This window comes from Bacillus sp. TE8-1 (assembly GCF_008368855.1).
GTDB lineage: Bacteria > Bacillota > Bacilli > Bacillales > Bacillaceae_G > Bacillus_A > Bacillus_A cereus.
On sequence record NZ_QPET01000026.1, the window covers coordinates 41,886 to 48,205 of the forward strand.

Below are 6,320 nucleotides of genomic sequence, written 5' to 3' on the forward strand. Positions count from 1 at the left end.
AGAAATGATATTAATGATTGATAATTATGATTCTTTTACATTTAATTTAGTGCAGTTTCTTGGAGAACTTGGACAAGAGCTCGTTGTTAAACGTAACGATGAAGTGACCATTTCAGATATTGAGAATATGAAACCAGATTTTCTAATGATTTCTCCAGGCCCATGTAGTCCTAATGAAGCTGGGATTAGTATGGAAGCTATTAAATACTTTGCTGGAAAGACTCCGATTTTTGGTGTTTGTCTAGGGCATCAATCTATTGCACAAGTGTTTGGGGGAGAGGTTGTCCGTGCAGAGCGATTAATGCATGGAAAAACCTCGCTTATGCATCATGATGGAAAGACGATTTTTTCGGATATTCCTAATCCGTTTACTGCGACGCGCTATCATTCCCTTATTGTTAAGAAAGAGACGTTACCCGATTGCTTAGAGGTAACATCTTGGACAGAGGAAGGGGAAATTATGGCACTTCGTCATAAGACATTGCCGATAGAGGGTGTGCAATTCCATCCAGAATCTATTATGACTTCTCATGGGAAAGAGCTGTTGCAGAATTTCATTCGTAAATACAGTCCAAGTGCGACATTATGTTAATTTACGTAAATGGTCAGTATGTAGAAGCAAGTGAAGCGAGAATTTCTCCTTATGATCATGGTTATTTATATGGTCTTGGAGTTTTTGAAACGTTTCGTATTTATAATGGTCATCCTTTCTTATTGGATGATCATTATAACCGTTTAATAGAGGCGCTGGATACATTGCAAATTAAATGGACAATGACAAAAAATGATGTGATGCTTATTTTGAAAGATTTACTCGCTAAGAATGAATTGAAGCATGCATATGTACGTTTTAATGTATCAGCGGGTATAGATGAAATAGGATTAAAAACGGAAATGTATGAAGAGCCTTCTGTTATTGTTTTTATAAAACCTTTAACAGCTCCAGGGGATGTAGTGGAAAAAGAAGGTGTTATTCTAAAACAAGTGCGAAATACACCGGAAGGGACATTTCGCCTGAAGTCTCATCACTATTTAAATAATATTTTAGGGAAGCGTGAAATTGGAAATGTTGTGAGTAAGGAAGGTATTTTCCTCACTGAAGCAGGTTATGTTGCAGAGGGCATTGTTTCGAATCTATTTTTTGTGAAAGGTGATGTTTTATATACACCTTCGTTAGAGACAGGGATTTTAAATGGTATCACTCGTGCGTTTATTATAAAGAGTGCTGAAGAATTAAATATAGAAGTAAAGGAAGGTTTCTTTACAAAAGATGAGCTACTTTCAGCGGATGAAGTCTTCGTAACAAACTCCATTCAAGAAATTGTTCCGCTTTATCGTATAGAAGCGCAGGATTTCCCGGGTAAAGTAGGAGTGGTTACAAAAAGTTTAATGTACCTTTATGGAATGCAAAGAGAGAAATTATGGAGCAGAAATGAATTACGAAGAGGAGATGTGTAGTTTGAAGTGGGATTATGATTTGCGCTGCGGCGAATATACATTGAATTTAAATGAAAAAACATTAATTATGGGGATTTTAAATGTAACACCAGATTCGTTTTCTGATGGTGGGAGTTACAACGAGGTAGATGCTGCGGTACGTCACGCAAAAGAAATGCAAGGTCAAGGTGCTCATATTATTGATATTGGTGGCGAATCTACTCGCCCAGGTTTTGCTAAAGTATCAGTAGAAGAAGAAATAAAGCGAGTTGTCCCGATGATTCAAGCAGTTTCAAAAGAAGTAAAATTGCCTATATCTATCGATACATATAAAGCTGAAGTTGCAAAGCAAGCAATTGAGGCTGGTGCTCATATTATTAATGATATTTGGGGAGCGAAGGCGGAGCCAAAAATTGCTGAAGTCGCAGCTCATTATGATGTACCCATCATTTTAATGCATAACCGCGATAATATGAATTATCGTAATTTAATGGCGGATATGATTGCTGATTTGTATGACAGTATTAAAATTGCTAAAAATGCTGGTGTGCCAGATGAGAATATTATTTTAGATCCAGGTATCGGTTTTGCTAAAACACCTGAGCAGAACTTAGAGGCGATGCGTAATTTAGAACAGTTAAATGTGCTAGGTTATCCGGTTCTCTTAGGTACTTCGAGAAAGTCCTTTATTGGGCACGTATTAGATTTGCCAGTGGAGGAACGTCTTGAGGGAACAGGAGCTACCGTTTGTCTTGGTATTGAAAAGGGCTGTGAGTTTGTTCGTGTCCATGATGTGAAAGAAATGGCGCGTATGGCTAAAATGATGGATGCGATGATTGGTAAGGGGGTAAGGTAATTGGATAAAATTTATATCCATGATATGGAGTTTTATGGTTATCATGGTGTGTTTCCAGAGGAGAATAAATTAGGTCAGAGATTTAAAGTTGACTTAACGGTGGAGTTGGATTTAAAGCGTGCAGGGGAAAGTGATGACTTAGAGCATTCGGTCAATTATGGAGAGCTTTTCGAATTATGTAGAAAAGTTGTTGAGGATAGAAAGTATAAGCTTGTGGAGAGTATCGCTGAAAATATTGCTGCAGATATATTAAAACAATATGAAAGTATTTCACGCTGTACAATTAAGGTAATTAAGCCGGATCCACCGATACCGGGTCATTATCGTGCTGTAGCAGTAGAAATTACGAGAGAACGTCCATGAACAATATAGCTTACATTGCATTAGGGTCAAATATTGGAGAGCGTTATACGTATCTAACTGAAGCGATTCAGTTTTTAAATAAAAATCCTTATATTCAGGTTGATGATATTTCATCTGTATATGAAACTGAGCCAGTTGGCTATACTGACCAAAGTTGCTTTTTAAATTTAGTTATAAAAATTTCTACCAATTTATCACCACAAGAGTTATTGAAAGTAACACAAAAAGTAGAAAATGACCTAGGAAGAAAAAGGGAAATTAGGTGGGGGCCGAGGACTATCGACCTTGACATTTTACTTTATAATCAAGAGAATATTGAAGCAGAGAATCTTATTGTTCCGCATCCGCGGATGTTTGAAAGAGCTTTTGTTATCGTTCCGTTGTTAGAGATTAATCAAGACATAAAACAAAACATTTCACGTTCACAAGTAGAAGAAATGAAAAGGCGAGAGGGAGTAACGGTATGGAAGCAGAAAAATGGGGAAGACGCATTCGTGCTTTTCGAAAGCTAAAAGGCTATACACAAGAAGGTTTTGCTAAAGAACTAGGGGTATCTGTATCTGTTTTAGGTGAGGTTGAGAGAGGGAATAGATCGCCTTCTCAAGATTTTGTAGTAGAAGTTGCTAAGGCATTAAATGTTTCGATAGAGGAATTAATGCCAAAGTGATTGTACAGGAAGGAGTAGGTTGATTGTTAAAGATTGCAAATATCGAGATGAAAAATCCGGTTGTACTAGCACCGATGGCGGGAGTGTGTAACTCTGCATTCCGTTTAACAGTAAAAGAATTTGGTGCCGGCTTAGTTTGTGCTGAAATGGTAAGTGATAAGGCAATATTACTTAATAATAAAAGAACATTAGATATGTTATATATCGACGAGAGAGAAAAGCCATTAAGTTTACAAATTTTTGGTGGAGAGAAAGAAACTCTTGTAGATGCTGCGAAATATGTAGATAAATATACGACAGCAGACATAATTGATATTAATATGGGTTGTCCAGTGCCGAAAATCGTTAAATGTGATGCGGGGGCAAGGTGGCTTTTAGATCCGAATAAAATATATGAAATGGTAGCAGCGGTTGTAGATGCTGTTGAAAAGCCGGTTACAGTTAAAATGCGTATCGGTTGGGATGAAGAACATATTTTCGCAATAGAAAATGCTAGGGCTGTTGAGCGTGCTGGTGGCCAAGCTGTGGCGGTTCACGGACGTACACGATTGCAAATGTATGAAGGAAAAGCGGATTGGGATATTATTAAACAAGTAAAACAATCTGTAAATATCCCGGTTATCGGAAATGGTGATGTCGCAACGCCGCAAGATGCAAAGCGTATGCTTGATGAAATTGGTGTAGATGGTGTTATGATTGGTCGTGCGGCTCTTGGAGATCCGTGGATGATTTATCGTACGGTAAAGTATTTGGAGACGGGTGAATTAATGCCGGAACCAACAGTGCGCGAGAAAATTGATGTATGTATGTTACATCTAGATCGTCTTATTGACTTAAAGAACGAAAGTGTCGCTGTAAGAGAGATGAGAAAACATGCAGCTTGGTATTTAAAAGGTGTTCGTGGTAATGCGAGTGTACGTAATGGTATTAATGCTTGTAACACACGGGAAGACCTTGCGAATGTGTTAGGTACATTTGTAGAAGAAGTGGAAGCGAAACAACAAACAATTTACGTTGGTTAATAATGGACATAGGAGATTGACATTCTTCTATACACTTCCTATAATTACGTGAAAGAAAGAAGAGCTGCCAGTTAGTTGCTGGCAGTTTTTCTAGTTGAGTAGAAAATGCTATACTGTATATATTGTAAAATTAAATAGAGCTGGAGTGATATCAATATCATGGATAACATGAACCACGAAGAATTAAACGACCAATTGATTGTTCGTCGTGAAAAGCTACATAATTTACGTGAACAAGGAATTGACCCGTTCGGTAAAAGATTTGAACGCACAAATTCAACAACTGATTTAGTGAGTCTATATGGAGAGTTCTCTAAGGAAGAATTAGAGGAGAAGGAAATCGCTGTTTCTATCGCTGGTCGTATTATGACAAAACGCGGAAAAGGGAAAGCTGGATTTGCACACGTTCAAGATTTACATGGACAAGTTCAAATTTATGTTCGTAAAGATGCTGTTGGAGATGACGAGTACGAATTATTTAAAACAGCAGATTTAGGTGATTTAGTAGGTATTGAAGGTAAAGTGTTCAAAACAAACGTTGGAGAACTTTCAGTAAAAGCAACAGGCTTTACGCTATTAACGAAATCTCTTCGTCCATTACCAGATAAATACCATGGATTAAAAGATGTTGAACAACGCTACCGTCAACGTTACTTAGACTTAATTACAAGTATGGAAAGTCGTGAAACGTTCGTTACTCGTAGTAAAATCATTCGTGAGATGAGAAGATACCTAGATGACAACGGTTATCTTGAAGTGGAAACACCTATGATGCATGCAATTGCAGGTGGAGCTTCTGCGCGTCCTTTCACTACACATCATAATGCGTTAGATATGGAATTATATATGCGTATCGCAATTGAGCTACATTTAAAGCGTCTTATTGTAGGTGGTTTGGAAAAAGTATATGAGATCGGCCGTGTATTCCGTAATGAGGGTGTATCAACTCGTCATAACCCTGAGTTTACGATGATTGAATTATATGAAGCATACGCTGATTATAAAGATATTATGAAGTTAACAGAAGATATGGTTGCTCATATCGCGAAAAAAGTACTGGGTACAACAACAATCCAGTATGGTGATTATGAAATTAATCTAGAACCAGAATGGACACGTCTTCATATGGTAGATGCGATTAAGCAATACTCTGGAGCTGATTTCTGGAATCCGATGAGTGTAGAAGAAGCACGTGAGCTTGCAAAAGAACATAATGTAGAAATTAAAGATACAATGGAAGTTGGTCATATTATAAATGAATTCTTCGAACAAAAAGTAGAAGATAAATTAATCCAACCAACATTTATTTACGGTCATCCGGTAGAAATCTCGCCGCTTGCGAAAAAGAATGATGAAGATCCAAGATTTACAGATCGTTTCGAATTATTTATCGTTGCGCGTGAACATGCAAATGCCTTCACTGAGTTAAATGATCCAATCGATCAAAAAGAACGTTTTGAAGCGCAATTAAAAGAGCGCGAACAAGGTAATGATGAAGCTCATATGATGGATGACGATTATATTGAAGCTCTTGAGTACGGTATGCCTCCTACGGGTGGATTAGGAATCGGTATTGATCGTCTAGTTATGTTATTAACAAATGCACCATCTATTCGTGATGTATTATTATTCCCTGCTATGCGCCATAAACAAGACTAAGCTTTGGAGATTTCTCCAAAGCTTTTTTTATTTGAGCATGAGTTGCGTGGGTATAGTAAATCTTGATAGTGCGAGAAATTATATTTATATAGAAGAAATGTGCTGTTTTTATACTTTTTTACTAAGTTAAAAATTTTATTAGAAAAACTATTGCATTTTAATAATCAAACTGGTATATTTATATTCGTTGCCACGAAAGGTAACAAACAAAACAAACAAAAAACAACTTATTGAAAAAAGTTGTTGACGAAAATATAACGAAATGTTATATTGATAAAGTCGCTTCTGAGCGACGAAGTAGTTCTTTGAAAACTGA

At 37.0% G+C, this 6,320-nt stretch carries 8 protein-coding genes; all 8 read left to right on the top strand.

What is annotated here, in order from left to right; genetic code table 11:
* Positions 1-4 precede the first annotated feature (4 nt).
* The 8 genes from pabA to lysS all read left to right on the top strand — a co-directional run bounded on the left by pabA (position 5) and on the right by lysS (position 6,004).
* On the top strand, positions 5-592 hold the full coding sequence (gene pabA / locus DN404_RS23460) for an aminodeoxychorismate/anthranilate synthase component II (protein WP_000602290.1): 588 nt from the start codon (positions 5-7) through the stop codon (positions 590-592).
* A complete protein-coding gene (pabC, locus tag DN404_RS23465) occupies positions 586-1,458 on the top strand; it encodes an aminodeoxychorismate lyase (protein WP_149215516.1) in 873 nt (290 codons plus the stop codon). The genes pabA and pabC overlap by 7 nt, the downstream gene beginning before the upstream one ends.
* Positions 1,433-2,293 (top strand): dihydropteroate synthase, encoded by an 861-nt coding sequence (gene folP / locus DN404_RS23470; protein ID WP_002164656.1) that lies wholly within the window; start codon positions 1,433-1,435, stop codon positions 2,291-2,293. The genes pabC and folP overlap by 26 nt, the downstream gene beginning before the upstream one ends.
* Entirely contained in the window at positions 2,294-2,656 is a 363-nt protein-coding gene (gene folB, locus DN404_RS23475) for a dihydroneopterin aldolase (RefSeq protein ID WP_000358062.1), read from the top strand. It abuts the gene before it with no gap.
* On the top strand, positions 2,653-3,168 hold the full coding sequence (folK, locus tag DN404_RS23480; protein ID WP_001059450.1) for a 2-amino-4-hydroxy-6-hydroxymethyldihydropteridine diphosphokinase: 516 nt from the start codon (positions 2,653-2,655) through the stop codon (positions 3,166-3,168). Before folB ends, folK begins: the two co-directional genes overlap by 4 nt.
* Positions 3,120-3,323 (top strand): helix-turn-helix domain-containing protein, encoded by a 204-nt coding sequence (locus DN404_RS23485; RefSeq protein ID WP_000387031.1) that lies wholly within the window; start codon positions 3,120-3,122, stop codon positions 3,321-3,323. The genes folK and DN404_RS23485 overlap by 49 nt, the downstream gene beginning before the upstream one ends.
* A 23-nt stretch (positions 3,324-3,346) precedes the next feature.
* The gene (dusB, locus tag DN404_RS23490; protein ID WP_149215517.1) at positions 3,347-4,345 is read left to right on the top strand and encodes a tRNA dihydrouridine synthase DusB; all 999 of its coding nucleotides are present in this window, start codon (positions 3,347-3,349) and stop codon (positions 4,343-4,345) included.
* 159 nt (positions 4,346-4,504) lie between these two features.
* Positions 4,505-6,004 carry a lysine--tRNA ligase gene (gene lysS, locus DN404_RS23495; protein WP_000369668.1) on the top strand — a complete coding sequence of 500 codons (1,500 nt, stop codon included), beginning with the start codon at positions 4,505-4,507 and terminating at the stop codon, positions 6,002-6,004.
* The last annotated feature ends 316 nt before the right edge of the window (positions 6,005-6,320 follow it).

Coding starts and splice junctions, on each gene's coding strand:
- pabA (WP_000602290.1), top strand. CDS start 5: ATGATATTAATGATTGATAATTATGATTCTTTTACATTTAATTTAGTG.
- pabC (WP_149215516.1), top strand. CDS start 586: ATGTTAATTTACGTAAATGGTCAGTATGTAGAAGCAAGTGAAGCGAGA.
- folP (WP_002164656.1), top strand. CDS start 1,433: ATGAATTACGAAGAGGAGATGTGTAGTTTGAAGTGGGATTATGATTTG.
- folK (WP_001059450.1), top strand. CDS start 2,653: ATGAACAATATAGCTTACATTGCATTAGGGTCAAATATTGGAGAGCGT.
- DN404_RS23485 (WP_000387031.1), top strand. CDS start 3,120: ATGGAAGCAGAAAAATGGGGAAGACGCATTCGTGCTTTTCGAAAGCTA.
- lysS (WP_000369668.1), top strand. CDS start 4,505: ATGGATAACATGAACCACGAAGAATTAAACGACCAATTGATTGTTCGT.